General features: G+C 61.2%; 22 protein-coding genes and 1 riboswitch. Of the genes, 14 read left to right on the top strand and 8 right to left on the bottom strand.

Annotation, left to right across the window (positions count from 1 at the left end):
• Nucleotides 1-51: 51 nt before the first annotated feature.
• Nucleotides 52-1,977: an asparagine synthase (glutamine-hydrolyzing) gene (gene asnB, locus E5720_RS19480; RefSeq protein ID WP_136172828.1), complete on the bottom strand. Its 1,926-nt coding sequence runs from the start codon at nucleotides 1,975-1,977 to the stop codon at nucleotides 52-54.
• A gap of 226 nt (nucleotides 1,978-2,203) precedes the next feature.
• On the opposite strand from asnB, the gene E5720_RS19485 reads away from it, so the two are divergent.
• From E5720_RS19485 to E5720_RS22365, 3 genes are all read left to right on the top strand, one after another.
• Nucleotides 2,204-3,283, top strand: coding sequence for a cytochrome c oxidase subunit II (locus tag E5720_RS19485; RefSeq protein ID WP_136172829.1), 1,080 nt, complete (start codon nucleotides 2,204-2,206; stop codon nucleotides 3,281-3,283).
• Nucleotides 3,284-3,301: 18 nt separating this feature from the next.
• On the top strand, nucleotides 3,302-3,718 hold the full coding sequence (locus tag E5720_RS19490; protein WP_084346647.1) for a cytochrome c oxidase subunit 4: 417 nt from the start codon (nucleotides 3,302-3,304) through the stop codon (nucleotides 3,716-3,718).
• A gap of 385 nt (nucleotides 3,719-4,103) precedes the next feature.
• Nucleotides 4,104-4,430 (top strand): hypothetical protein, encoded by a 327-nt coding sequence (locus tag E5720_RS22365; RefSeq protein WP_348769838.1) that lies wholly within the window; start codon nucleotides 4,104-4,106, stop codon nucleotides 4,428-4,430.
• 540 nt (nucleotides 4,431-4,970) lie between these two features.
• On the opposite strand, the gene E5720_RS19500 is transcribed toward E5720_RS22365, so the two are convergent.
• From E5720_RS19500 to E5720_RS19515, 4 genes are all read right to left on the bottom strand, one after another.
• Complete coding sequence (locus tag E5720_RS19500; RefSeq protein WP_136171995.1) at nucleotides 4,971-6,725, bottom strand: cytochrome bc complex cytochrome b subunit; 1,755 nt, start codon at nucleotides 6,723-6,725, stop codon at nucleotides 4,971-4,973.
• Nucleotides 6,722-7,906, bottom strand: coding sequence for a ubiquinol-cytochrome c reductase iron-sulfur subunit (locus E5720_RS19505; RefSeq protein WP_136171996.1), 1,185 nt, complete (start codon nucleotides 7,904-7,906; stop codon nucleotides 6,722-6,724). Before E5720_RS19505 ends, E5720_RS19500 begins: the two co-directional genes overlap by 4 nt.
• A complete protein-coding gene (locus E5720_RS19510; protein ID WP_247596360.1) occupies nucleotides 7,903-8,736 on the bottom strand; it encodes a cytochrome c in 834 nt (277 codons plus the stop codon). Before E5720_RS19510 ends, E5720_RS19505 begins: the two co-directional genes overlap by 4 nt.
• 143 nt (nucleotides 8,737-8,879) lie before the next feature.
• Entirely contained in the window at nucleotides 8,880-9,491 is a 612-nt protein-coding gene (locus E5720_RS19515) for a heme-copper oxidase subunit III (protein WP_136171998.1), read from the bottom strand.
• A 151-nt stretch (nucleotides 9,492-9,642) separates the two neighbouring features.
• On the opposite strand from E5720_RS19515, the gene E5720_RS19520 reads away from it, so the two are divergent.
• The gene (locus E5720_RS19520; RefSeq protein ID WP_136171999.1) at nucleotides 9,643-10,128 is read left to right on the top strand and encodes a hypothetical protein; all 486 of its coding nucleotides are present in this window, start codon (nucleotides 9,643-9,645) and stop codon (nucleotides 10,126-10,128) included.
• Nucleotides 10,129-10,236: 108 nt separating this feature from the next.
• Complete coding sequence (trpD, locus tag E5720_RS19525) at nucleotides 10,237-11,310, top strand: anthranilate phosphoribosyltransferase (protein WP_136172830.1); 1,074 nt, start codon at nucleotides 10,237-10,239, stop codon at nucleotides 11,308-11,310.
• 27 nt (nucleotides 11,311-11,337) lie between these two features.
• Here trpD and E5720_RS19530 read toward each other — a convergent pair whose 3' ends face one another.
• Together E5720_RS19530 and E5720_RS19535 are read right to left on the bottom strand one after the other, a co-directional pair.
• A complete protein-coding gene (locus E5720_RS19530) occupies nucleotides 11,338-11,613 on the bottom strand; it encodes an Lrp/AsnC ligand binding domain-containing protein (RefSeq protein ID WP_084346641.1) in 276 nt (91 codons plus the stop codon).
• 52 nt (nucleotides 11,614-11,665) lie between these two features.
• Nucleotides 11,666-13,396, bottom strand: a complete 1,731-nt coding sequence (locus E5720_RS19535; protein WP_136172000.1) for a DEDD exonuclease domain-containing protein — start codon at nucleotides 13,394-13,396, stop codon at nucleotides 11,666-11,668.
• A gap of 533 nt (nucleotides 13,397-13,929) precedes the next feature.
• Nucleotides 13,930-14,090, top strand: a riboswitch (cyclic di-AMP (ydaO/yuaA leader).
• Here E5720_RS19535 and E5720_RS19545 point away from each other — a divergent pair.
• From E5720_RS19545 to E5720_RS19560, 4 genes are all read left to right on the top strand, one after another.
• The gene (locus tag E5720_RS19545) at nucleotides 14,079-14,666 is read left to right on the top strand and encodes a C40 family peptidase (RefSeq protein WP_186628336.1); all 588 of its coding nucleotides are present in this window, start codon (nucleotides 14,079-14,081) and stop codon (nucleotides 14,664-14,666) included. Its footprint overlaps the riboswitch before it by 12 nt.
• 363 nt (nucleotides 14,667-15,029) lie before the next feature.
• Entirely contained in the window at nucleotides 15,030-16,091 is a 1,062-nt protein-coding gene (locus E5720_RS19550) for a C40 family peptidase (RefSeq protein ID WP_136172002.1), read from the top strand.
• 22 nt (nucleotides 16,092-16,113) lie between these two features.
• On the top strand, nucleotides 16,114-17,421 hold the full coding sequence (locus E5720_RS19555) for a hypothetical protein (RefSeq protein WP_136172003.1): 1,308 nt from the start codon (nucleotides 16,114-16,116) through the stop codon (nucleotides 17,419-17,421).
• Nucleotides 17,422-17,435: 14 nt separating this feature from the next.
• Nucleotides 17,436-18,560, top strand: a complete 1,125-nt coding sequence (locus E5720_RS19560) for a glycosyltransferase family 4 protein (protein ID WP_136172004.1) — start codon at nucleotides 17,436-17,438, stop codon at nucleotides 18,558-18,560.
• Nucleotides 18,561-18,613: 53 nt separating this feature from the next.
• On the opposite strand, the gene E5720_RS19565 is transcribed toward E5720_RS19560, so the two are convergent.
• Nucleotides 18,614-20,422, bottom strand: coding sequence for a long-chain fatty acid--CoA ligase (locus tag E5720_RS19565; RefSeq protein ID WP_136172005.1), 1,809 nt, complete (start codon nucleotides 20,420-20,422; stop codon nucleotides 18,614-18,616).
• A gap of 135 nt (nucleotides 20,423-20,557) precedes the next feature.
• On the opposite strand from E5720_RS19565, the gene E5720_RS19570 reads away from it, so the two are divergent.
• The 5 genes from E5720_RS19570 (at nucleotide 20,558) to E5720_RS19590 (ending at nucleotide 24,364) form a co-directional block, all read left to right on the top strand.
• On the top strand, nucleotides 20,558-20,950 hold the full coding sequence (locus E5720_RS19570; RefSeq protein ID WP_136172006.1) for a polyketide cyclase / dehydrase and lipid transport: 393 nt from the start codon (nucleotides 20,558-20,560) through the stop codon (nucleotides 20,948-20,950).
• 140 nt (nucleotides 20,951-21,090) lie between these two features.
• The gene (locus E5720_RS19575) at nucleotides 21,091-21,528 is read left to right on the top strand and encodes an SRPBCC family protein (protein ID WP_136172007.1); all 438 of its coding nucleotides are present in this window, start codon (nucleotides 21,091-21,093) and stop codon (nucleotides 21,526-21,528) included.
• An 89-nt stretch (nucleotides 21,529-21,617) separates the two neighbouring features.
• Nucleotides 21,618-22,826 (top strand): ArsA family ATPase, encoded by a 1,209-nt coding sequence (locus E5720_RS19580; RefSeq protein WP_348769859.1) that lies wholly within the window; start codon nucleotides 21,618-21,620, stop codon nucleotides 22,824-22,826.
• 15 nt (nucleotides 22,827-22,841) lie between these two features.
• Nucleotides 22,842-23,282, top strand: coding sequence for a hypothetical protein (locus E5720_RS19585; RefSeq protein WP_136172009.1), 441 nt, complete (start codon nucleotides 22,842-22,844; stop codon nucleotides 23,280-23,282).
• Between the two features lie 107 nt (nucleotides 23,283-23,389).
• The gene (locus tag E5720_RS19590) at nucleotides 23,390-24,364 is read left to right on the top strand and encodes an ROK family protein (RefSeq protein ID WP_136172832.1); all 975 of its coding nucleotides are present in this window, start codon (nucleotides 23,390-23,392) and stop codon (nucleotides 24,362-24,364) included.
• Nucleotides 24,365-24,424 lie beyond the last annotated feature (60 nt).

A 24,424-nucleotide genomic window follows, 5' to 3' on the forward strand; every position in this document is an offset into this window, starting at 1 on the left:
CGGTTGTGGCGGTCCCTTTCTGCAATCCAGCGGAACCCGTGTCCGGAAGGATCAGATTTCGACCGGGTAGGTCGGCTCACTGATCTTCGGAACGATGCGCTTCTCCACGAAAATCCCGTGCCAGACCATGAAGATGAGAACGGTCCACAATCGACGGCTGTGATCGGACTTGCCGTCGCGATGCTCGTTCAGCATTGCGGTGATCGCGGCCTTGTTCAGGATGTGATCCGTCTCGGACTCGGCGATCTGTTGGTGAGCCCAGTCGAACAATTCGGGACCCCGAAGCCAATGCCGGAGCGGAACGGGGAATCCCAGCTTGGCGCGGTTGAGAACATGCCCCGGGACAATGCCTTCCAACGACTTGCGCAGTGCGTACTTCGTCGTGTCCTTGGTGATCTTCTGATCGAGCGGCAACCTCTCGGCGACGGCAAAAACCTCGGAGTCCAGGAATGGGACACGCAGTTCGAGCGAGTTTGCCATCGTGATCTTGTCGGCCTTGACCAGGATGTCGCCACGTAGCCAAGTGAACAGATCCAAATGCTGCATACGCGCAACCGGATCCCATCCTCGACTCTGCGCGTAGATCGGCGCAGTCACATCGGTGTGGGTCCACTCCGGACGGAAATCCCGCAGAACTGCACGGAGCTGAGCATCGCCGAAGCTTCGGGCATTCCCGTAATAGCGATCCTCGAGCGTCATGGATCCGCGATGAAGCAAACTCTTGCCGCGCGTACCGTCGGGGATCTTGTCGCTGAGGGCTCCTGCGGCGCGACGCAATCCGCGTGGAAGATATTCGAAAGGCTTGAGTGACAGTGGCTCTCGATAGATGGTGTAGCCGCCGAACAATTCGTCCGCGCCCTCACCGGAGAGTACGACCTTCACATGCTTTCGGGCTTCCTTGGCCACGAAGTAGAGCGGCACCAGTGCAGGATCGGCCACCGGATCGTCGAGGTACCAGACGATCTCGGGAATAGACGATGCGAACTCTTCCGGTCCGACGACCTTCACGACGTGTTTGGCACCGATCGCCGCAGCGGACTCGGCGGCTACATCTACCTCGGAATAGCCGTCGCGCTCGAATCCGGTGGTAAAGGTGATCAGATTCGGATTGTGGCGGATCGCCAATGCTGCGATCGCTGTCGAGTCGATCCCGCCGGACAGGAAAGCGCCGACCGTGACATCCGCGCGCATATGCTTGGCAACGGAGTCCTCGAGTGCGTCGGTGATCTCTTGATACCTCGCCGTCTCCGAACCGGCCACGAACGGCTTCACCGGGAACTTCGGAGTGAAGTAACGAGTGATCTTCGGCTGTGTGCCGGGGGAGAGGGTAGCCGAGCAGCCCGATTCGAGTCGCCGGATCTCTCGATGCAAAGTCTCGGGCTCCGGAACGTACTGGAGAACGGTGTAGTGCTGGATCGCTCGCGGGTCGAGTTCGGTACCGATACCGATCAGATCGGTAAGTTCGAGAAGACTCTTCTTCTCGCTCCCGAAGGCAGTACCGCCGGGCCCGGTGGCGATGAACAGTGGCTTGATGCCGAACGGATCTCTGGCCAGGAACATCGTGCGAGTCTCGGTGTCCCAGATCGCGAAGGCGAACATTCCGCGCAATCGGCGCAGCGCGTCGTGACCCCAGTAGTGGAATGCTGCGACGATCGACTCGCCGTCGCCCTCGGTGAAGAAGACAGCGTCGTGCTCGCGCGTCAACTCCTCACGTAGTTCCAGGTAGTTGTAGATCTCCCCGTTGAACGTCATCGCATAGCGAGTCGGATTTTCGGCGGGCCCCCAGCGAAGTGGCTGATGCGAATGCTCGATATCGATGATCGACAGTCGGTTGAATCCGAAAATTACGTCTTCGTCGTGCCAAGTGCCAGGTTCGTCAGGCCCGCGGTGACGCATGCAATGCATGGCGGAACCGACGAGGTCGACTCCTGCGTCGTCCGTGCCGGCCGACGTGAGCAGGCCTAGTAGTCCACACACAGAGTCCACTACCTCTTTTCCAATTAGGGATCGGATCAACCGACACTCGCCCGACGGGGGTCGGTAGTCGTAAGGCGAGCGCCCGGTCCGAGTATGCCGCAGACGCGACGCGCTCGAAGGAAGTGACCCAACAGTGGTCTTGCGGCAGCTTTGGTCTACGCTGCGTAGTACTAGGGCATCTCCATGTGGAAGCCCTTATTCTTCAGTGGTGGGCGATCAGGAAGGCGTGAACGTGGCGCAGAGTCGGATCCTTCGGCGAGCCGGGCTGACAACAGTTCTTGGCTTAGCCGCTGTGCTCTTGTCGGGGTGTTCCATCGACAGTGAAGTCTTGCGCTTCGGTTTTCCGTCGGGCATCACTCCACAGAGCACACGTATTCGTGAATTGTGGACTTGGTCCGTGGTCGCGGCGCTTGTCATGGGCATCATCGTCTGGGCATTGATCTTTTGGGTGGTCATCTTCCACCGTAAGAAGAAGGACTCTCCGGAGTTCCCTCGGCAGACGGCGTACAACGTGCCATTGGAGCTGTTCTACACAGCCGTGCCGTTCGTCATCATCGCCGTGCTCTTCTACTTCACCGTGGTCGTGCAGAACTACGTCGGTGACAAGCAGTCGGATCCCGACGTCACCGTCGATGTGACCGCATTCCAGTGGAACTGGAAGTTCGGATACCAGACCATCGACCTCAAGGACGGCGTCGTCAAGTACGAGGGCACCGACCTCGAGGCGCAGGCGGCCGCAGAAGCTGCAGCCTCCCCGCCCGAGGGCGAAGCTCAAGGCAGCGAGGACGGCGCGATCGTGCCGGGAGCCATCCACGGTGTGAGCCCGCAGGATCTGTCGTACCTGCACTACAACAAGATCGAGACAGTCGGCACCAGCGACGAAATCCCTGTTCTCGTGCTTCCGACCGGCAAGCGTATCGAATTCGTATTGGCCTCGTCCGATGTCATTCATGGCTTCTGGGTCCCCGAGTTCCTGTTCAAGCGCGACGTGATGCCGAACCCGAAGGAAAACCACTCCGATAACGTCTTCCAGATCTCGGAGATCGAACGCGAAGGCTCCTTCGTCGGTCGATGCACCGAAATGTGCGGCACCTACCACGCCATGATGAACTTCGAAGTTCGTGCGGTATCCCCGGACGACTTCCAGCAATACATCGAATCGCGTAAGCCGAAGAGCGAAGGCGGCAAGGCTTTGACGAACGCGCAGGCACTGGAGGCAATCGGGCAGTCACCGGTCTCCACCAGTACCATCCCGTTCACTACCGACCGCACGCAGAAGTCTGAATCCGTTGCTGACGGCAACTGACCAAGGAAGAATGCTGATATGAAAATCGAAGCCAAGATCTTTGAGATCCTGACTGTCTTCTTCCTTCTCGTCGGGATTGTGTACGCGGTATTCACCGGGTTCTCCCGAACCGGCGTCGAGTGGGCAGGTGTCACCGCAATTGCTCTGTCGTTCGGCCTGACCCTCATCATCGGTACGTACTTCCGATTCGTCGCTCGACGCCTGGACACACGTCCAGAAGACTTCGACGACGCAGAGATCAGCGACGGCGCCGGCGACCTGGGCTTCTTCAGTCCCGGTAGCTTCTGGCCGATCAGCCTTGCAGGCGCTGCAGCGGTCACGGCAGTCGGCTTTGCCTTCTTCATTCCGTGGCTGATGGCGTTGGGCATCGTACTGGTTCTGGCCGCAGCGGCCGGACTGGTATTCGAGTACCACATCGGACCAGAAAAGCACTGACCTGCATGTAGTCAGTCTCGTTGATTTAGCGAAGGCGCTGATCGTCCCTACCCGGGCCGGTCGGCGCCTTGCTTTGTATGGACGCAAAGACGAATCTGAATTGTCGTTTCGGTGAGTCGAGGGACGTCACCCAGCGGCTCGTCCCCCACTCGGCGAAACACTGTTGTACGAAAGTCGCCGGCTTGATGAACCGCGCCGCGCTACGCCAAAGTCTGCGGGAATCACTCACTGCGGCGTCGGACCGGGGTGTTCTTACCGTCCTGTCTCGAGGTAGGGCGAGCGATCCCCACGATTCGGCAAGTAGATACCCGCATATACGTTGACCGGAGGTGTGCTGGCCCGAGGGGCCGGGATTCTGTCGGAGGTCCTGGCTAGGTTCTCTGCCATGACAGAGACCACATGCCACGACACTGGACCGGATGAGACGATGACGGCCCCAGCCGTGGCAATGCAGACTGCGGGAGTGGTCGAGCAGCGCGATCGGCTAGTCGCGCTATGGGAGCGCGTCGGTGCCAGCGGTGACCCATTGCATCGATGCACGATCGGCCACTATGTGGCCGACTTGTGCGAGGACGCCGCGGAGGCGCTGACGTGGGATATCCGCGCGTTGGATGCCGCGGACATGTCGACCGACGACCGAGTCGAGGCGCACCATGCGCTCGTTGAGCGTGGCAGGGTTCTATCCCTCGCTGCACCTCAGTTCGGCCGATAACTATCGCCGGCTCAGTTCGTTTGCCGCTGCCGCTCGGCACTTGGACGAGGCAAAGCGTCGGCTGGGAGTGCTGCCCGACGACGGCTACGGCCGGAGCGTGAGGAATGGTATCGACCACGTCGAGGCTGCTCTGGTCACTGGCTCGACCGAACGGTTGCCAAGTCACTGAATACGTCGAGCACTGAATACGTCCAGCGTGGAGGAGACTCGGATACGTAGTCCGTCCCTCGAGCAGTGGGAGCGACGACGGCGGGTGCACGGTAGAGCTTCCTGGAGTTGCATCGTTGCCTAGCGCACATCGCAGCGCCGCAGGGTCTGGCAGGTGAGTGCGGCGTTGCGGTTCTCAGAACTCGATAACTTGTGGGAACTCGATGTTTCGGGGTCTGTAGATAGATCTGCGCCAGGCGGGGGAGGGGAGGGGTGTGTCCGATGTAAGCCTGGGTGGACTTCGGGACCGGACACCACATGCGACTCGGGCCTGAGACGCGAAAAAGGGCGACACCCGATGGGTGCCGCCCTTTTTATGTTCGTCGAGAACCTCTAGGTCTCGCTCTCACTGTCTTCGCGATCTACAGCATGTTTTGCGGAACCGTTTCCGTTGCCGTTTCCGTTGCCGTTGGCATGACCGTTCGAATGACCATTGGTTCCGTTGCCGTTGGTCCCATTGCCGTTCGAATGACCATTGAGCTGGAGCTGATAGTTCTTCAGCATGTTCAGCTGCTCGACCTCGCCGTGGTGGAGAGCTTCTTCCAGAGCCTTGCTCTCAGCAACCGGATCTGGTCGGAACAGTGAACCTGATCCTGGCTTTCCAGCAGAGCCGAGCTTGTTCATCTTCTTCGGAATCGCTGCACCCTGATATTCGAGCGGGATCGGGTGTCCGTGGCTGTCGACCGGCCCGAGTGGCTGGTGAACCTCGACGTACTGGCCGTGCGGCAGACGCTTGATGATGCCGGTTTCGATGCCGTGATCGAGGACCGTGCGGTCACTGCGCTGCAGGCCGATGCAGAACCGGTACGCCACGAAGTAAGCGATCGGAGGCAGAATCAACATTCCGATTCGACCGATCCACGTCATCGCGTTGAGCGAAATGTCGAACTTGTACGCGATGATGTCGTTGACACACGAGATGGTCAAAACTATGTAGAACGCCAGGACCATTGCGCCGATCGCCGTACGGACCGGCACGTCGCGTGGGCGCTGAAGCAGGTTGTGATGTGCCCGATCGCCCGTGAGGCGTTTCTCGATCCACGGATAAATGATCATCACCGTGAAGACCAGACCCATGATCAGCGCGACAGCGAAGACTGCGGGAATCGTGTAGCGACCTGCGATATAGATGTCCCACGCGGGCCACAGTCGAGCCAGGCCGTCTGTCCACATCATGTAGAAGTCGGGCTGAGAGCCGGCAGAGACCTGAGACGGGTTGTACGGTCCGATATTCCAGACCGGGTTCACCTGGACGAGGCCACCCATGAGTGCAAGGACACCGAACGTGACGGCGAAGAATGCACCGGACTTGACGGCGAAGACCGGCAAGATGCGGACGCCGACGACGTTTGTCTCGGTCCGGCCGGGTCCGGGGAACTGCGTGTGCTTCTGGTACCAGACAAGCGCGAGGTGAGCTGCGATCAGCGCCAAGATGATGGCGGGTAGCAACAGAACGTGCGCGACGTACAAGCGCGGGATAATGATCGTGCCCGGGAAGTCGCCATCGAACACCAACCAGTGCAACCACGTTCCGATGACAGGAACACTCATCGAAATGCCGGAGAACGCGGCACGAAGGCCGGTGCCGGACAGCAGGTCGTCGGGAAGCGTGTAGCCGAAGAAGCCTTCGAACATCGCCAGGATGAGAAGCAAGCAGCCGATGACCCAGTTGGCTTCACGCGGCCGGCGGAACGCACCGGTGAAGAAGATGCGCAGCATGTGAACGATGATCGAGCAAGCGAACATCAGCGCTGCCCAGTGGTGAATCTGCCGCATGAACAGACCACCGCGGACCTCGAACGAGATGTTCAACGCTGTCTCGTATGCCCGAGACATCGTGACGCCACGGAGCGGTTCGTAGATGCCGTTGTACTCGACCTCGCTCATCGACGGGTCGAAGAACAACGTCAAGAACGTGCCTGAAATCAACAGGATCACGAAGCTGTAGAGCGCGATCTCGCCGAGAAGGAATGACCAGTGAGTCGGGAAGACTTTGTTGATCTGTCGGCGTATGCCAGGTGCCAAGTGGTAACGACTGTCTACGTCGTCGGCCTGCTTCGCAGCGAGGGCTTGCAGTGAAGGACTCATGAATCAGTCTCCGGTCTACGCTCCCAGAAGGCGGGTCCGAGGGCTTCGATGTAATCCCCGGTCGCTACTAGGAAACCTTCTTCGTTAACGGTGATAGGCAGCTGCGGCAGAGCGCGGGCAGCCGGTCCGAAGATCGGCTTGGCGTACTCGAGCGCGTCGAACTGCGACTGGTGGCACGGGCACAGAATCCGATTGGTCTGCTGCTCGTACAGCGACGTCGGGCAACCCAGGTGGGTACAGATCTTCGAGTAGGCGAAGTAGTCGCCGTAATTGAAGCTTTCCTGGTTCTTGCGCTTGATGACCTTGGCCGTGTCCTCAGAGCGGAGACGGATAAGCATGGTCGCGTTGCGAATTCCACGAAGTGATTTGAGCAAGGCGTGATCGTCGTCGCGGTCGGCCTCGCGGAATGGAAATACTGTTTCCATGGCTCCGGCATCCATATCCTCTGGGCGGACCAGAACAACGTCATGGGGACGACCGGTATCGCGCCGAAGGTAGATCGTTTCTCCAGGGTAGCGCGGAGTCCAGCCGGAGACCCATAGAGGAGATTTGTCACCCTCGGCCCACGGGTTCTTGACCAAGCCACCGAGGGGAAGAATGGCCATGATTCCGAGTGCGCCGCCGCCGAAGAACAACGAGCGCTTGATCACCTTGCGTCGTCCGATGGTCGACGTGTCGAGCGAATCGCTCAGCTGGGCAACGACAGTCTGTCGGTCCACCTCGGAGGAGGATCCGTCGTGGCGATCCTGAATGGAAACCTCTTCAGGAATGAACTTCTTGGTGAACTGGACAGCACCGACACCTACACCGAGGATTGCGAGACCCATGGTCAGGCCGATCAGCGGGGTATAGAGGGTGTACTTCCAGTAGCTCTCTTCGCCGAGTCCGGCATACTCCCAAGGCCAGAACAGATAGATCGCGATAAAAGCGACAGCAGAAACGCCCGAAAGCGCGAACCAGAACGCAACATTGCGTTCAGCGCGCTTCTCGGCGCGTGTGCCCTGCACTGCCCAACGATCTCTACGGAATGCAACATCGACGTGGTCGAGATTAGTGCCCAGCGTCACCAGCTGGTCACGCGTCATTCCGGCGAGTTCCTCGTCGGTGTACTTCTTGTTCACGTCCACATTGTTCCCGCCGGTCTGCCCGGCGTCCGCGCGTCCGGAATCACCGTCACTCATGACCTCGCTCCGATCCACAACGTTGCGCCGACGACGGCACCGATTCCGATGATCCAGATTGCCAGTGCCTCGGTACCCGGGCCGAAGCCGCCGAGTCCCCAGCCACCTGGCGCAGTCGTATCCTGCGCTGACTTCACGTAAGAGATGATGTCGATCTTTTCTTCTTGCGTCAGTTGACGGTCCGAGAACTTAGGCATGTTCTGCGGGCCCGTGACCATGGCCGTGTAGATCTCCTGCTCGGAAGCTGGTCCGAGCGAAGGTGCGTACTTGCCCGAGGACAAAGCACCGCCCTGACCGGTGAAGTTGTGGCACGACGCGCAGTTGAGCCGGAAGAGCTCGCTGCCGCGGGCAATATCACCGCCGGAAAGCGAAGACTGCGCTACTTCGCCGTTGCTGTCGAGAAGCAGGGTGGGGCCGCCACCGTTCGCCTGGACATATGCGCCCAGTGCGTCGATCTGCTTGTCGTCGAACTTCGCCGGCTTGCGTTCAGCCTGCGCTTCGTTGCGAACCGCAGGCATCCGACCTGTCGAGACCTGGAAGTAGACAGCGGCTTCGCCGACACCGATCAGGCTGGGTCCACGGTCCTGCACACCCTGCAGGTTCACTCCATGGCAGGTGACGCAGGACGTGTCGTACAACTGCTTACCTTCGCGGATCAATGCGGCTGAATCCTGATCGGCCGTCGCCACCTGCGGGGTGGGGGTCAAAGCCGACGCAAGAAAGCCCGCGCTGATGAGACCCATCATGAGTACTACTGCGCCTGTCACACGGCGGCGAACCCTGCGCTGCCGCCGACTCTTCACTGCTGAAGGAGAACCGGCTGACGTCATATCTGTGTTGTCGCCGGGTGATGCTGGGGGAGATGAGCTCATCTTCTATCCCTTGTCGTGTCGGGACGGACTGAACGCCTGGGATTGATTCCTGACGTTCATTGTTGTCGACGAAATCGAGATACTTGCTTCAACGATATTCATCAGCGGATGAAGTAAATGGTGGCGAACAGCGCTATCCAGACGATGTCGACGAAGTGCCAGTAGTACGACACGACGATCGCAGCTGTTGCCTGAGCGGGAGTGAACTTACTGACCAGCGTTCGCGTGATCAGGAAGACGAAAGCGATGAGTCCACCGATCACATGGAGGCCGTGGAATCCGGTCGTGATGTAAAAGACCGAGCCATAGACGCTCGAAGAGATCGTGGTGCCTTCTTCCACCAGGTGGTAGTACTCGTATCCCTGGCCGGCGACGAACAACGTCCCCATTATCAACGTGATGATGTACCAACGTCGCAGTCCGAAGACGTCACCGCGCTCAGCGGCGAATACGCCTAGCTGGCAGGTGAAGGAGGACGCGATCAGAACGGTTGTCACCGGTACCGCGAGACCGAGGTTCAGCTCGGTCGGTTCCGGTGGCCAAATGCCGTTTGCCTGCGCCCTCGCGACGAAATACATCGCAAAAAGTCCAGCGAAAAACATTAGTTCGCTCGACAACCACACTATGGTGCCGACGCTGACCATATTAGGACGGTTCAGCGAGTGCACGCGTTGGGTGATTGCCGATCCTTGTGTCCCTACAGCGCTCGTCACAAAGAGAAGTATGACTGCCCGTAGTACCGATTGCCTACCCGGGTCCTGTGTTGGCGCGTCGCAACCATCGGCGCAGGCTCTTTCCCCAGTAGAGGCGCTGGTCGGCGGCACCGGTCACGCTTGGGTGAGGGCGTCGTGGAAGGGTTGCCTCATGTCAACGAACGGTAAGACGGGTTGGTTCCGACGGTGGTTTTCGCGCGCTCGGTCGATCCCACTCGACCCCGCCAGAACCGATTTGCTCGTCGTGGCATCGTCCTTCGACGATGCCGTGCCATGTTCTGCGGCGTTGGAACGCGGTACACAACAGAATGCATGGGTGGAGGATGCGGAAGTCGTCCTTCGGCACCACCTGATCCTGCCGCCGGACCTGATCGACGACGCGGCGGCGATCGCTGCCCAAGACGGTTACGAGCGGGCCCCCGGTTCGATGACGATGGATTCGCCCGAGATCAACGGCTACCAGCCCGCCGTCGATGGAGGCGTTCCGATCATCCTGCAGCGCATACAGGTGCTGGACGCGCTGCACTGCTCACAAGAGCGTTCTCGCATGGCTGGGCTCGCGCAACGCCGCGGTGGAATCGTTTTGGGCTGGGACGCCTTACAACCTGGTTCCGACGCAAGCCGCGTCGCTGACTAAGCTTTCGCCACATTGCGAACCTATGACGTAGTGCAACCGCGTCATAGGTTCGGTCGGGCCACACCGGTGCCGAAGATATGGCCGTCAGTTCAGGAAGGCACGGAAATGATGACCGCACCGATCAACGACGAGTCGAGCAGGACCTGGAAGAGCATTCTGGGGGCCTTGACGTCGTGGGTCGATTTGTCGAGTGCCGATACGGCCTGGGCGATGGACGAGATCATGTCCGATCACGCCACCGCCGCGCAGATTGCCGCCTTCGGGGTGGCCCTCAAGATGAAGGGACCTACTCCGGCAGAGGTGGGTGGACTCGCCGACTCGATGCTCGCGCATGCCTCTCTTGTCGATAGTGAACCGAATTCGGTGGACGTCGTCGGTACCGGTGGCGACGGTGCAGACACGGTGAACATCTCGACGATGGCCGCGATCGTGGCGGCGGCAGCGGGTGCTCCGGTGGTCAAGCATGGGAATCGAGCGGCATCGTCACAGAGCGGTACGACCGATGTTCTGGAAGCACTGGGAGTCAAGTTCGGTCTGGGACCGAGTGGAGTTGCCGAAAGCGTTCGCGATGTCGGTATCGGGTTCTGTTTCGCCCCGGTATTCCATCCCGCGCTGCGGTTCGCGGGCCCGCCGCGGAAGGAGATCGGCATTCCGACGGTTTTCAATATCCTTGGTCCACTCACCAACCCCGGTCGGCCGCGATCAGGGTTGATCGGGTGCGCATTCGAGGCACTGGTGCCGGTTGTCGCAGGGGTGTTCGCCGGTCGTGGCACGAGCGCTCTCGTGGTCCGCGGTGACGACGGCCTCGATGAGATCACGATGTCCACCACTACCAGCGTGCACGTCGTTTCCGGAGGCATGGTCACTGCAACGACGATCGATCCGAAGGACTTCGGGTTCGACTACGTACCGCTGTCGGCGCTCAAAGGCGGTGACGCCGCGTTCAATGCGAGAGTGGTGCACGCGGTTCTAGCAGGAGAGACCGGCCCGGTGCGCGACGCAGTTCTATTGAACGCGGCAGCCGCGCTGACTGCTTACGCCGGAATAGCCGAAGGAATCGATGCCGGCGACATCATCGGTGCTCTCTCTGCAGGGTTGGTGCGCGCAACGAAGGCTGTCGACTCCGGTGCGGCAGCGACACTGCTGGCCCGATGGGTGAGCCGGTCGAACGAGCTGGATTGATCCGACCGGCTTCGGCGCGGATGTGCCTCACTCGCCGATCGAAAACCCCGCGTCGATATCGGCGCTCGAATACGACTGAAACGCGATGTGCGTCGCAGTATTGAGGACGCCGGCCACCTTGTTGATCCGTTGCGTCACAACCTCGGCGATCTGCTGATGATCGCGAACCTTGACGATGGCGATCAGGTCGACATCTCCCGCACACGAATAGACCTCGGACACACCGTCGACGTCCGCCACTGCTTGCGCGGTCTCGGGGATGGCACTTGCCTCGGCGTCGATCATGACAATGGCGTGGATCATGGGTCTCCCTCATTCGATGCGCGAACACGCGTACGTTGCGACTCCCCGGAGCTTAGAGGGCGTACCGGTCGGGGTACGGCGACGCGCTGTACTCGTGGCGGGATGCTGCGCGAGAAATACTGCACCATTCTTTCCACGCCCCAGCGCCGTATACCGGCTCGGCGTACCCGTCGGTGGTCCGCACTATGCGGACGCCGTCGGAGTCCAGCCACCGGGCAATGAGGCCCACCTCCTCGGGCGATGCGCCGCGCAGCGGAGTGGCGTCCGGGGTGACGGTCTCGGCGGCGGCGGTGATGGCCTCCACGGCCGGCATCGGGTGTACGCGACGCGCGGTGGTAGCCGCGCCCGCCAGCCGCCCGTTGCGAATCACTGCGAGTTCCCATCCTCCTTCCGCAGTTTTCCTGGCGGCTACGAGTTCGGTGATGGCTGCGACCGCGGCGAGACGGTGCATTCTTCGGATCATGTCGGCGAGAACGGTGAGTCGATCACGCAGACGGGCTGCCGATTCGAAAAGCTCGGTGTCGGCGAGTTGTGTGACCCGTACTCGCGCCGCGTCCAACATGGAGTTGTCGACGCCGTCGATCAAAGCGTGGAATCGCGCGGGATACACCGAGTAGTCGTCGGGCGAGAGCACACCTGCCGTCGCTGCCGCGCAACCGCCCACCGCGGTCGGTGGGCAATTCTGTCCGTGTGTGCCGGTGCGTGGGATGCGATTGGAGCAGGTGCGGATCGAACCGAATTCGGAGATGAGCGCCGCGGCGTCCGCGGCATCACTTCGCGCTGTGAAGGGCCCGAGTGAGCTGGTCGTCGGTGTTCTGACGACGGAAAGCCGTGGAAACGCTTCGACCGTCGTGGTGATCCACCATCCCTTTTTGGGGAACTTCGATCGGCGGTTGTACGGCGGGATGTGCGCGCTCAACAACCGGAGTTCACGTACACCTGCTTCGAGACCGTGAGCACACTCGACATAGTCGACATCGACAGCAAGGCCGACCATCTCCTTCATCCGGCCGCGAGTTTCCGAACCGGTGAAGTAGTTCCGGACTCGACGTTGCAGATTGGTCGAGGTACCGACGTACAAGACCTCCTTGCCCGGCCCCGTGAACAGGTATACCCCCGGGGTCCGGGGGAGGTGGGCGGCGAGGGATCGCTTCGCACGCTGTCCGGCTGAGACATTTGGGAGATAGTCGACGAGTTCGGCGTAGCTGTGCACACCCTGATTTCCGACACGCTCGATCAGCGCGTGCAATACGTCTACCGTCGCGCGAGCGTCGTCCAAGGCGCGGTGAGTCGGTGTCGTGCTGACGTCGAACAACGATGCGAGTGCCGACAATTTCACTGATGGGGCCTCGTCGCGGGTGAGTACACGACGCGCCAGTTTGACGGTGCACAAAACTTGGAACTTGGGCCAGGCGATATCCAGTCGGCTGGCAGCGGCTCGGAGAAAACCGGTGTCGAACCCCGCATTGTGGGCGACGAGGACTGCGCCCCGTGCGAATTCCAGGAAGCCGGGAAGTACACGCTCGATGCGCGGTGCGTCGATCAGCATCGCGGAGGTGATTCCGGTCAGCTCGACGATGAAAGGCGGAATCGATCGGCCTGGATCGACGAGTGTGGCGAACTCTCCGATCACCTCACCTCCACGGACCTTGACCGCCCCGATCTCGGTGATCGCTTCGGTATCGGCGCTGCCGCCCGTCGTCTCCAAATCGACGACCACGAAAGTCGTCTGATGTAGCGGGGTGTCCAGTTCATCGAAAGTCAGCTGGATCGGAAGGGTCACAGGACAGGACGGTAGATGGCGGTACCGACAGAATCCTGCGTTGTCGTTTTCGTGGAAGGCGTGTCGTACCTCGCCGATAAGTTCGCCCGAAACAAGTCGGAAGTTCGGGCTGAAACACAAAAGAGACGAGGATCACATGATGGTGGATTGTAGTGACTGCAGGGTTCGAGACATCGCGTGCGGAGACTGCGTCGTAACCGTCCTTCTCGGAGCTCCGGGAGTGGCAGGTTCGGCGGGTGTAGATGTCTGGTCTGCAACGTCGAAAATAGACATCGACCAGGCGGAACTAGGTGCTGTCGGGGTCCTGGCGGAGGTCGGGCTCGTCCCATATTTGCGTTTGGTCGTGGAGAACGACGACGCCCACCGGGGTGCTTCGTTACCGTCCTGTGATTCAAGCCCGGATCGACGTGCGATGTAGTCCGGTTTTCAGATTTTCGAGCCTCTTCGGCGCGTCGGGGTCGACACGGGGGGATGCCATTTCGTAACCTTCCTGAGACCTTGCGGAGTCTCGCCAGTCCAGACAGGAGTGGCGTCGCAAGTCACCGCCTAATCGGGTACTCGTCAGAGTGGCCGTACCGGGAACCCGATTTCTACTGGGGTGAATCCCGCCGGATCGCATTTTGCGAACGGTGGGTAGGGCTGATCTTCCCAGCCCGAACCCGTCAGCTAACTCGGTCGGCGGATGAGTGGAAGAAACGGAGCACAACCTCTCGTGGCGTCACATACTTCAACCCGCCAATTGCGTCGAATACTCGTAGCCGGTGCGATCACTGCCGGCGCGGTCATTTTGCCCGCTGCCCCCGCAATGGCGGCCCCCATCACGATCCCGGGTGTCGGTACGTTCGAAATACCTGAGATCCCGGGCTTGCCCCCGTTGCCGGCTGTCCCTGGACTCCCCGGCGCGCCGGCACCCATCGCTCCGCAGGTCACTCCGGCTGCGAAAGCAGTGCAGGCCGCAGAGTCCAAGGTCGGGTCCCCGTACGTTTACGGTGCATCCGGTCCTGACTCGTTCGATTGCTCCGGTCTGGTTCAGTGGGCATACAAGCAGGCCGGCGTCAGCTTGCCCCGTACGAGCTACGACCAGGCGTCCGCTGGTGTTCCGGTATCCCAGTCCGATCTTCAGCCGGGAGATGTCGTCTCCTTCTACGGTGGATCGCATTCGGGTATCTACGCAGGCGGCGGCAACGTAATCCACGCATCCACCTCGGGTGTTCCCGTCAAGGTTGCACCGGTGTCGTCGATGCCGTTCGACGGAGCTCGTCGATACTGAGTCGTGTGATCGGTACGCAAACAGCATCAGGACCCGGTCTTGCCGGCCGCGGACCTGGTGCTGTTTCGTCGTTTCGCCGGGCCGAGGCGTGCTTGTCCGCCCCTGGATCCGGTCTTGGTTGGACACTGGCGTGACGATTCCGTAATCTTGCCGAGTCCTGACGGTGTAAAAGTCCGAATGTTCGAAAAGTTCCGCTGTATCCGACTTCATTCTCGCCCACGTAACGAAACTGATGGGTAGAGTTTGTTTTCAGCCAATCATGCGCACTTCAGTCGTTTGTGCACTGATGAGCGAACGTCGCAGCAAATCTGCACTGCGCCATTGCTTCATCGACACACCTGCAAGAACGGAGAGTCACCTTCTGTGGCGACACCGACAGTCAAGAATGTTGCTCGATCCAAACGCAGCGTCCTCGCCGCTGCAGCCTGTGCGCTGTGTCTACTCGTCGCACCGGCCGCAACAGCCCAGGCGCAGCCGGGAATAGACAGTGCATCCGATGCGCAGACGCGGTTGTCGGACCTTGCTCGTGAGTCCGAGCAAACGACGGAGGCGTTGCACAACGCGCAAATAGATCTCGATGCCAAGACTGCAGTGCAGCGCGAAGCAGAGTCCGCCGTCGAGACTCATCAGAGCGCGCTCGCGGTCGCCGAGGCGGCGTTGGCCGAGCTGAAGCCCGCTGTGGACAAAGTGGCCAACGTCAACTATCAGGGTGGTCGAACGAACAGGCTGTTCGCCGTGATGGTCAGCGATTCACCCCAACAACTGTTGGACCAGATGTCGGCCCTCGACATCATTTCCGCGGAGACTTCCAGGCAGGTCGGGCAGTTCAAGCAAGCGACGACCGATGCCGCTGCGGCCGAGGAAGCCTCCCGTAGCGCTGCAGACGCGGCGCGCGCGGCTGCAGATCAAGCCAAAATGGTCAGCGACGATCTGCAGGCCAAGCAGAGCGAACTTCAAGGGCAAACGGCAGAAGTAATGGCGGCGTTCAGCGCGCTGTCCGGCGCCGAACGGAGTGACTACGCGGGCAGTCCGCTACCTCCAGGATTCGACCTGTCGAAGATCATCGCGGGATTGGTTCCGGGATCGGGGTCCGGCGCTCTGCAGGCAGGTCTGACGCAGATAGGTAAACCGTATGTGTGGGGCGCTACCGGACCCGATGGCTTCGACTGCTCAGGGCTGGTCGTGTGGGCCTACAAGCAGGTCGGCAAGACGCTCCCGCGGTCCAGCCAGGCGCAAGCTGCCGGCGGAACCCCAGTCGATCAGAAGAGCCTCCAGCCAGGCGACGTCGTTCTCTTCTATCCGGATGCCTCGCATGTCGGCCTGTACGCCGGTAACGGCAACGTGCTGCATGCCTCGACGTTCGGGGTGCCGGTGAAGGTTCAGTCGATGGCGTCGTTCCCGTTCTACGGTGCGCGCCGGTACTGACAGCTCCAGCTTGGTTCACTCGATGACTGTCCGCCGATCTTTATCGGCGGCAGTCCTCGTCGGCGCTCTTGTATGGGTTTCGGGATGTACAGCCTCCGGCCCGCTGGCCGAGTCGACGATGCCTATGCCTATGCCCTCGAATCCTTACGAGGAACAGCGCAGGGCGGGCGTCGAACAGCTTCTGGTGGATTGGGCGGATGCGGTTTCCTCCAACGACGATGCTGAACTGCAAGCTCTGGTCGATCCGGCAGCGTCGCCTGAGTTCCTGCAATCGCTGATCCGCACCGCATCGAACCTCTCGGATGTGCCGCGGTCCGAGTGGGGCTACGAAATCGTGGACGAGCCGGAAACACCCGTCCCTTCCGAAATTGCCGAGCGTGTGGGGGCCGCCGACGTGTGGGCGCCGCCGGTGGTTCTTCGGTATGGCATCGACGGGCCGGATGACCTACCGACCCGCAGACCGATCTCGTTGCTCGTGGCCGAGCGCGACGATAGATGGCGACTGGTGTCCGACACAGACGTACCAGGTATCGACCGACATACCTGGCGGGGACCGTGGGACTTCGGGCCGGTAACGGCCACGCCGATCACGACGGCCGGGGGAACATCGATGGTGCTGGGCAAACAAGAGCAGAACCTGCTCACCTCTCGGCTTGCCACCGAGTTGCCGGCCGCGGTCGAGGCAGTTGCGGACTTCGTGGGTGACGACTGGCCGCGAAAGACGCTGATAGTGACGACGAGTTCTACAGATGAGTTCCTCGCGTCGGCAGGGGGAGTTGCAGGCCCGGATGTGGCGGCTGTGTCCGTCTCTGATGTCGTTGTACCCGGGAATCCGGTGACTGGGCAGCGTGTCGTCTTCTCTCCCTCCGCTGCCGAGCGATTGACCGAGTTCACTACTCGCTCGGTCCTGCGTCACGAACTCACGCACATTGCCGCTCGCGCGAACACAATCGACGGATCGCCGACATGGATGCTCGAGGGGTTCGCTGATTATTCGGGGTACCGCGGATCGGGTGTCGACTTCGCCACGCTGGCTCCGACCCTGAGTCGTGCAGTCGGGGTGGGCGGACCGCCGACGGTTCTCCCGGCAGACTCCGATTTTTCGGCGGGTGGGCTCCGTTCCACCCTCGCGTACGAATCCGCATGGTCCCTGGCAGCGTTCGTCGCTGAGCGATACGGTGAGCCGGTGCTGCGAGATCTCTACGCGCAGTTGGCAACCGGTCCGCAAACAGACACCGAGATCAACGCGGGTCTCGAAGCGACTGTCGGGCCTGGAACCGACACATTCATCGCGGACTGGGGGGCTTGGGTTGCGCATAATGCGAGCTGACCTACGGTGGTGCAATGGGTCGGACGCTCTTGGTAACGAATGACTTTCCCCCGCGTCCCGGAGGTATCCAGTCCTATCTCCAGAGCATCGCGGATAGATTCCCACCCGAAGAGCTGGTGGTGTACGCCCCCCGGTGGCGGGGCGATAGTCATCTCGCGTTCGATGCATGCCAACCGTACGAAGTGGTCCGGCACCCCACGACGCTGATGCTACCGACGCCGCTGGTGGCACGAAGAGCTGCGCAGCTTGTGAAGTCGCACGATTGCGACAGTGTGTGGTTCGGTGCGGCAGCGCCGCTCGCGGTGATGGCTCCAGTGGTCAGACGCGCAGGGGCAGAGACGATCATCGCCAGCACCCATGGACACGAAGTGGGATGGTCGATGATTCCAGGTGGTCGCGGAACGCTGCGAGCGATCGGCAACTCCGTCGACACAGTGACGTACGTAAGCAAGTACACGCGAGGACGGTTCGCGTCGGCCTTCGGTCCACAGGCCGCGCTCGAGCATGTGCCGCCGGGTGTCGACACCGATAAGTTCAAGCCGGATTCCGGCGCGCGAGCGGAACTTCGGGCCCGCTACGGGTTGGGGGATCGACCGACGATACTGTGTCTGTCGCGCTTGGTACCGCGCAAGGGACAGGATTTTCTCATCCGGTCGATGCAGGGGATCAGAGAGGCGATCGACGGTGCGGTTCTGGTTATCGTCGGTGGCGGGCCGTACGAGGGCACCTTACGCGCGCTGGTCCGCAGCTGCGGCGTGGAAGATCACGTGATCTTCACTGGCACAGTCCGTTCGGCAGAGCTGGCCGCGCATCACACGATCGCGGACGTCTTCGCGATGCCGAGCAGAACTCGCGGCTGGGGGCTCGACGTCGAGGGTCTGGGGATCGTCTACCTGGAAGCGTCGGCGTGCGGCGTGCCGGTCGTCGCCGGCATGTCCGGTGGCGCACCGGAAACGGTGCGGCAGAACGAAACCGGACTTGTAGTCGATGGTCGTTCGGTCGAGCAGATCACCGAGGCGATCGTCCGAATTCTGTCCGATGCGACGCTCGCCGCATCGATGGGCGCGGCTGGACGTGAGTGGGTCGAAAAGAGCTGGCGCTGGGATACTCTCGCGCAGAAGCTGCGCAGCCTGCTCTGATCCGCGCCCTGTTCCCTTGTGCGTGTGGTCGGCACAAGGGAACAGACCGGTGACTACTTGGAGTAGATCGCTTCGACGTCGTCCGCGTAGGTCTTGGTGATCACATTGCGTTTGAGCTTCATCGTCGGTGTCACCTCGCCCGCCTCCTCGGTGAAGTCGTTCGGCAGGATCCGGTACTTCTTGATCCCTTCGGCGTGTGAGACGGACTTGTTTGCCTCATCGATCGCCGCATCGATCTCTGCGATCAGGTCCGGATCGGTGGCCAGGTCTGCTGCAGACGAATCTGCGGGTTTGGAGTTGCGCGCCTTCCAGCCGATCAGGGCTTCGGCATCGAGCGTCACCAATGCGCCGATGAACGGCTTCTGATCGCCGACGACGATCGCTTGACTGATCAGGGCATGTGCGCGCAGCTGATCTTCCAGACCTGCGGGCGAGACGTTCTTTCCGCCGGCGGTGACGATCAATTCTTTCTTGCGGCCGGTGATCGTGATGTACCCGTCGGCGTCGAGCGATCCGAGATCGCCGGTACGGAACCACCCGTCATCCAGGGACTCGGCAGTCGCTTCTTCGTTACGCCAGTAGCCGGCGAACACAACAGGGCCGCGCAGCTGAATTTCACCGTCGGGGGCGATACGGACGGTATTGCCGGGGAGAGGTCGACCGACACTGCCGACATGTTGATAGCCGATGGTATTCACCGCAAACGCTGCGCTGGTCTCGGTCAGGCCGTAGCCCTCGTAGATCGGTACCCCGATTCCGCGATAGAAGTGGCCGAGTCGTGCGCCGAGCGGCGCGCCGCCGGAGATCGCCAGCTTGCAGTTACCACCTAGAGCAGCACGGAGTTTCGAGTACACGAGCTTGTCGAACACTGCATGCTTGACTCGAAGTACGACTCCGGTCGAGCCTTCGTCCTTCGACTGGCTCCACGCGACAGCTGTGTCGGCGGCCGTGTCGAAAATCTTTCCCTTGCCGTCGGCATGTGCCTTCTGTCGGGCAGTGTTGAATACTTTCTCGAATACGCGGGGCACCGACAAGATGAAATCCGGCTTGAACGACCCGAACGTGGCGACGAGGTTGGGGATGTCATTCGTGTGGCCGACTGTCGTCCCCGCATCGAAGGCTGCAATCGTGACGGCGCGGGCCAACACGTGCGCGAGCGGCAGGAACATCAGGGTCCGCGTGCCACCTCTCAGCAGTGTCTTGAGCGTCGTCTCGCGGATTCCCTTGGACTCCGCGAGGAGATTGGCATGGGTGAGCTGCACGCCCTTGGGACGGCCGGTAGTACCCGAGGTGTAGATGAGGGTCGCCGGATCGGACGAACGTAGGGCGGCGACACGTGCTTCGACCACGCCGTCGGCAGTGGCCGCACCGAGTTCGATCAATTCGTGGATCGCGCCGGTATCGGCAGTTGCGCCGTCCACCTGGAACGTCCTACGTACCGTCTTCGAGGCTGCGACGACATCGGCGGCTTCGTCGCGATGCTGCTTGTTTTCCAGCACGAGCAGAACCGGCTCGGCGTCGGACAGGATCCACTCGACCTGATTGGCAGATGATGTCTCGTAAATCGGAACCGTAACGCAGCCTGCCGCCCAGATCGCGTAGTCGAGCACCGACCATTCGTAGCGCGTCGAGGACATCAGTGCAACGCGATCACCCTGCTCGACTCCTGAGGCAATCAGGCCTTTGGCAACCGATACGACCTGAGTCGCGAACTGCTCGGCAGTGACGTCGGTCCAACTGCCGTTCTCTTGGCGAAGAAACGCCACCGACTCGGGTGCCGTAGCCCGGCGGGTGAAAACGGAATCGACTGCCGATTCCCCGTCCTCGATTTCGAATCGGGCGGGCACAGTGAACTCACGCACGGGGGTACCTCCAACAACGGATCGGTTAGCTCTACTCACGAGTAGCTCGGATTGTTTGTACTGTAGTCCGGCTTTCTGGAGCAGTTCGACCGCCTCAGGTGCGGCGCCGCGAAAGATATATGTGAAGCTCTTTCGATGAGCAGTATCCAAGTAGCGGATCAAACCTTCATTGCTGTTCCGGGCGCGTGCGTCTCCGAGGCGATGGCGCCGAGAGATCGTTGGCGGTCGTGGTGGCCTGACCTGCGGATCGAGGTGTCCGAAGATCGTGCCGACAAAGGCATCCGTTGGACGATCGACGGAGCGCTGACTGGGACGATGGAAGTGTGGCTAGAGGAAATCCCGGTCCTCGACGGCGTTATCGTCCATTATTTTTTGCATGCGGAACCACCTGCTGGGCGAGAGGGACTCGACCTTGTCGGCGAAAACCGCAGGCGCAGGATTGCGGGAAAGTCGATGGCATTCGCGCTCAAGCGTGAATTGGAGGCAGGCCGCGCTGCGGGCGAGCGTCCGGATCACGCGCGAACCTAGAGGCGGAGGCGCTCTCGCTTACGGTCCCCGTTGTGCGGACCGTAGGCGATCGTGTGTGATGAGAGGTGTCGACGGCACGCGCCGATACCCGGCGAGCGAAGCCCATCGACAACAAATGAGAAAGGAAGCGGACCAACAGCATGGCCGAGAAAACTCAGAGGTCGATCACCGTCGACGCTCCGTCCGCACAGGTAATGGACGTGATCGCAGACTTCGACGCGTATCCGTCCTGGGTCTCGGCAGCGAAGTCCGTGGAGGTGCTCGCTACCGGCTCGAACGGTCGAGCGGACCGCGTGAAGTTCGTCCTGGACGCCGGAATGGTCAAGGACACCTACGAACTTCGCTACGACTGGGCGCCGGATGGAATGGCCGTGGCGTGGGAGCTCGTATCGGGTGAAATGCAGAAGTCGCAGTCGGGGTCGTACACGTTGAAGGACGCCGGCGACGGACGGACCGATGTCGTCTACGAGTTGACGGTAGATCTGAACATTCCGATGATCGGGTTGTTCAAGCGCAAAGCGGAGAAGGTCATCACCGATACCGCGCTCAAAGAGCTGAAGAAGCGAGTCGAAGGCTGAGCGAGGCTCGCGCCGACGCCCGCACCGAAGTCCGACTGTTCGTCGGCAAGGGCGGAGCAGGCAAGACGACGCTTGCCGCCAAAACAGCGATCGAGGACGCCAGGTCGGGGCGTCGAGTGCTGGTGGTGTCCTTCGATCAGGCACATTCGCTGCTCGATGTTCTCGGACGCCCAGCTTTGGATGGTTCGACGTCACCGGTCGTCAACAGGCCCCGATCTGTGGCCGAGGGACTCGATGTTCTCGAGTTGAATACTCTGGCGCTACTGGAGGCGAGTTACCGATCTGTCTCTGCCATTGCGTCGCTGGCAGGGACGGGTCACGAACACGGCGTCCGCTTCGGCGGTATCGACCCTGAAGAGATTGTCGGCGCGCCCGGAGCCCAGGACCTCCTAGGGTTACATCGGTTGGTCGAACTGGTGGACGAAAGAACCTGGGACACAGTATTCGTCGACCTTCCGGCAACCGCTGATGCATTGCGTACCCTGGCACTTCCGGATCTACTGTGTGGCTATCTGGAACGCCTCTGGCCCCAACACGATCGGGTCGTCGCGGGGACCGGAACGGACCCACGTCTGACTGTTCTGGTCGCGGTGATGGAACGCGTCCTCGCAGACGCCGACGCAGTTCGTGAGCTGTTGTTCGATCACCGGCGAACGACGGCGACAATCGTTCTGACGCCGGATTCGGTCGGGGTCGCGGAGGCCCGTCGGACCATGTCCGCGGCTGCATTGATGGGGTTGCCGGTCGCCGAGGTGATCGTCAACAAGGTTCTGCCCGAGCTGAATTCGTCGTCGATGGGGCTTGTAGGTGTGCACCCGGCGGTATTCTGGTTCGAAAGTTGGCGTGCAGCCCAGCAGGCCTGCCTTGCCGACGTCGAGCAGCTTGCGCAGGATTGTTCGTTGCTGGTCGTGGAACAAAGTGCAGACGAACCGGTAGGGTTGGTATCTCTCGGCGCGCTGGAAACTCGGGTGGGTGTCGTCACGGTGTCGAACCGGGCGGGGTCCAGCCGACCGGGTGGGGCGGGTGTCGCACGCCAGTTCGATAAACCAGTGGTGGCGCACGAGTCGGGATCGGGGTTGGAATCGGTGTACACTATGACGCTGCGTCTACCGGTAGTGGACCCGTCGACGGTCAGTCTCGGGCGAGTGGAGGACGACGTGATCATCGGTGCCGACGGAACCCGCAAGCGGGTTCGCCTGGCTTCGGTTCTGCGTCGTTGTGTAGTTCTCGGTGCCGAGTTCGAATCCGGTAATCTCGTGGTCCGTTTCCGGCCCGATCCGGCCCTGTGGCCGGCCTGAAAGGTGACGCTGTAGATGACCACCGAGCATTCCGACGTCGCAGCCGAGCTGTGGGCGTTGGCAGAAACTGTGCTCACACGCGTCGAGCCGATGCTTCGCCAAGCTGTCACCGATCAACAGGAGCGCCCACGTCAGGGATGCAGTTGGTGCCCGGTGTGTGCACTGTCTGCGTTGATCAGGGGCGAGCAGCACGATCTACTCACACTGCTCGCGACCGAGGGTGCCACCGTCATCGCAATGATCCGGCAATTGGTTGCCGAGCACATGGATGGTCCGGCGTCGCAAGCGACGCACGCCTCGACAGCGACAACCCAGGACCCAGGAGCTGACACCGACACCGACGGGCATGGTCAGGATCACCCGACGGATCAGGCTGGTGCACCGGACACGGAAGAACCGGTAGTTCGACGAGGGGGATTCGTACCGATTACCGTCACTGTCAAGGATCCGATGTAGTCCGATCGGGACAGCTGCGGGATTTTGGAACTGGAAGATCCGGTGGGAGTCGGTAAAGAGCGTCGATGTCGTTCTTCGGGGGCTGGGCGGCACTGGAAAGGTCAGCAATGAAGCGGCATCGGGAATTGCTCACCATCGGTATCGATGTCGGTGGTACCAGCCTGCGTGCCTCCGTCGTCGACTCGTCCGGTCAGGTCATCGATTCCGCCCAGTCGCCGACGCCTCATTCGGCTGCCGCTCTCGAGCACGGTCTCGATCGAGCTGTCCAGGAACTGGCCGGCCGACATTCTGTTTCCGCGGTAGGGCTTGCGGTCGCAGGGTTCATCGACTCCGACCGAACCTCGGTACGATTCGCGCCGCACCTGCCGTGGATCGACACTCCGGTGGCCAGTCAGATGAGCGAGCGTATCGGGTTGCCGGTTCTTCTCGAACACGATGCCAATTCGGCTGCATGGGCCGAATATCGTTTCGGTGCGGCGGCAGGCGGTCGGAACGTGGTGATGGTGTCGATAGGGACGGGAATCGGAGCCGCACTCCTGATCGATGGTCGGATCTATCGAGGTAGCTATGGTGTTGCACCGGAGCTGGGGCACATCCAGGTCGTCCCCGACGGTCGCGCCTGCCCGTGCGGAAAGCGCGGATGCTGGGAACGGTATTGCAGCGGAACTGCTCTCGTCGATACTGCTGTCGAATTCCTTGCTTCGGACCAAGCGTCGTCCACAATATTGGCGCGCGAGGTTTTTCTCGATCCGGGATCACTGACCGGCCGCCGCATCGCCTCCGCTGCGCAGGGCGGCGATGAGATCGCGCGACGAACGATGGCCGACTTTGCTCGTTGGCTCGGGGTCGGTCTTGCGTTGGTCAGCGACGTCTACGATCCAGATTTGATCGTCATCGCGGGCGGCGTGGCGACTTCGTCGAGTCAGTTCTTGGATGAGGCGCGGGGCCACTATGCGCGACTGGTCACCGGTGCTGGTCACCGGCCGCTTGCCCGGATCGTGAGCACACAGCTCGGTGAAGCCGCAGGCATGATCGGTGCGGCGGACCTTGCGCGTTGCGATTTTCTGATCGATGCGTGTTGATTGCATGTGACCTCTGTCGCGGCGTCCGAGTTGTTGTGGCTGGCGCCATAACGGGTAGGT

The organism is Rhodococcus sp. PAMC28707, from assembly GCF_004795915.1.
Taxonomy (GTDB): Bacteria; Actinomycetota; Actinomycetes; order Mycobacteriales; family Mycobacteriaceae; genus Rhodococcoides.